This is a genomic window from Brucella sp. 22210 (assembly GCF_052045675.1).
Classification (GTDB): domain Bacteria; phylum Pseudomonadota; class Alphaproteobacteria; order Rhizobiales; family Rhizobiaceae; genus Brucella.
On the sequence record NZ_JBQEPD010000189.1, the window covers coordinates 1 to 340 of the forward strand.

A 340-nucleotide genomic window follows, 5' to 3' on the forward strand; every position below is an offset into this window, starting at 1 on the left:
AACATCGTAAAAATCCTATTGCAAACGGGGCGGGCCATACGTTTTTTGAGCCCGCTTTGGAAAGTGCTTCGCGGAGGATCTCGACCTCCATCGTCTTGCGGCCGAGCATGCGCTCCAGCTCGCGGACGCGGTCTTCAAGCTTCTTCACTTCCGAATTGCCGACAACCGGCTCGTCAGAATCCACCGCTGCAGCACCTCCCTCACTCAAGAGCCTGCGCCACCGGTAAAGCAGATTGGGCGCAACGCCATGGCGGCGAGCGGTCGAAGATACCGTCTCGCCTGGTTCAAAACTCTGCTCAATGATTGTCAGCTTCTGCTCGGTTGTCCACCGCCTGCGGCG

General features: G+C 58.5%; 1 protein-coding gene. It reads right to left on the reverse strand.

Features of this window, described 5'->3' with window-relative positions; translation table 11 throughout:
• Positions 1-340, reverse strand: a 340-nt coding sequence (locus tag ACTJKP_RS27275) for a transposase (RefSeq protein ID WP_440632887.1), incomplete at both ends; no start/stop codon positions are given.